The organism is Pseudomonas siliginis (assembly GCF_019145195.1).
Lineage (GTDB): Bacteria > Pseudomonadota > Gammaproteobacteria > Pseudomonadales > Pseudomonadaceae > Aquipseudomonas > Aquipseudomonas siliginis.
This window is the reverse complement of sequence record NZ_JAHSTW010000023.1, coordinates 1-2,341: the sequence shown is the minus strand read 5'-3', so window position 1 is coordinate 2,341 and position 2,341 is coordinate 1. Positions and strand designations below refer to the sequence as shown.

Here is a 2,341-nt window from a genome sequence, read left to right as displayed (position 1 = left end):
AGCGATTTTTTGAATGACAGAGACGTTGTAGGTACCCAAAGGCCACTGCGCTGCGGTTTCCCACAAGCCTCCTGGCATCACTTCAGCATTTGCAGGCGCGGGCACTTGCACCGCCCCCCCGCTGACGGTGAACTGGATTTCAGATTTGAGATCGCGATCGTAATAACCGTTACCGGCAAAGGTCACCGTGGTCCCGGAGATGGTGACGTTGGGCTGTTTCAGAGTGGGCGGGCGAATCCTGAAGGCTTGTGGTGCACTGCGTCCGGATGACACGTCACCCAGATCCTGTTCGACGACCAGGCTGATCGGCCCTGGCGGCACTTTGATCATCCCCTCCCACGCCCCGTCTGCATTGCTAACGACTTCCCAATCACGAACAGGATCATTCGTCAGATCAAAAAATGCTCTCAATCGCGCCCCAGCCAAGCCGTTGCTTCCTTTCAGAAGGAAGTCTTGTTCATAAACTGTTCCCGCAGGTGGCTTGGATATTAACGGCAGCCCCATGACTCTGAAAGTTATGGCATCGGTATAAAAATGATTGATATTGGGTGATTTAAGTTGGGCGACAACCGAGAACGTCCCGCTGCCAGAGACCTTTATTGCCGGAGCCTCCCAAGTCGTATCGGACTCTCCGACAGTAATAACCTCGCTCCAGTTTTCATAATGATCCAAATGCCCAACCACTCTAATTACAGTACCCGGCGCAGCCATACCTCTGAAACAAACCAGATCCTTTGCCAAAACCAACACATTAGCTGTCGGGTAGGTTATTCGAGCGCGGTAGACTGTTACATAAGCCGTCCGCTCGGAAACCTTACCGGCGTACATTTGATATGCTTGAAAACTTAGAGAATTCTTGTTTTCTGCCACGGTGACGGGCACTGACCAAGGATCGTAGAAAGCCTCTTCTGCCCCAATCGTACCGCGCCCATCATCCAAGACAACAGTATAACGGTATATTGCTCCCGTGCCCTTGACAGAGAAAGTTGAAGATGTGAAGTTTCGGATTGCACTGATGGTTGGAATGGGCATCCGATAATTGGCAACCTTGTAGGTTTTCAGAACCGGATCACTTGCGTTACCCACATCATAAATATAATCAAACCCCACTGTTACGTTTCTTTGATTGGCGATAATCATTTCTCGATAGGGTTCATCAAGATCAATCCACTCACCGGTCTGGCGAGCACTGCCCGTCAGTTCTCTTACATCACCTTCACCGCTAACCAAAGAAAGATAGAATTTTACATTCCCTTCATAACGTCGATTCTCTTTTGCTCTGTACGCTGACACGATGCAAGTAAATGTCGAACCATCGTAGGAGTAGGCATAGCTCACTCGAAGCTGCGCCCACCTACCGTCTTCTTCCGCGTGAAGCTCATGGGTTACAAATGTCACATCCGTTCCGATCTCCTCAGCGCAGACTACCTCTTGTTTCGGGGGCAAGCTGTCGGAAGGATCTTTAATACCATCATCTTGTTCCATGGCCGGTTCTCAGAAAGGGCAAGGTGGCTGATTGATGCAACAGGTAAATTCATTGAATACCGGTGCCTCACATCGCTACACCTGTAAAACCTGACAGTCCCGACCAGCGGTAACTATTCCGCGCCTTAGTATGCTTGCGTCCTTCAGCCATTAAACGCGACTGCATCAGCTTGCGTCGTTGCCACACATCACTCAGAGTTCACCAACCTGTACACCTGAATAACGCCGCCCGGCATGGCTGATAAGACGTACGGCTTCGACTTCAAAACGCGCACTGTCGGCCCAATCGGACATCGTTGCGCCATCCGCTGCGTCAGTCAGCGTCTGCCGGAATCGGTACCAGTTGCCCGCCAGAGGCAGTGCCCTTGTCGCCGCCCCGCGCCAGTGCCCATCGACCACGGGCACCTGAGCCAGCCACTGAATATCCGGGTTGTACCAACTCACGACGGCGCCCACGCCCGGACGGCCCTTGCCGCTGAACTGCACTGGATGACTGACCCAGCGTCCCGGCGCCGGCTCGTCGAGGGCTGGCACAAAAGTACCCAAAATGACCGAGCGCAGGGTTTCAAATGATTCGAAGCCGTCCAGAGATGCGACTGCCTCGAGCCGGTAAAGCCCCCCGCCGAGCAGACTTGCATCGAGCATCACTGACCAGGTGCGATTTTCCTGCACGACGGCGCTTGCCGGTTCTAAGCGCGTAGCACCGACCAGCGTCACCGTAACCGTATCGCCCGGCACGCCAAAACCGCACACCACCACCTGCTGCCCGATGGCATCGCCTTCGATCGGGGTTTCAATGAAGGGTGCCGCTGGCACAACGTCAAAGTGCAGCGGCTCGCTGTCTTCCGACTCCTGC

The 2,341-nt window shown here is 53.8% G+C and carries 2 pseudogenes; both read right to left on the bottom strand.

What is annotated here, in order from left to right:
• A pseudogene (locus KVG87_RS25650) lies at positions 1–1,485 on the bottom strand (hypothetical protein); the annotation flags it as partial.
• Positions 1,486–1,677: 192 nt separating this feature from the next.
• Positions 1,678–2,341, bottom strand: a pseudogene (locus tag KVG87_RS25645) (hypothetical protein); the annotation flags it as partial.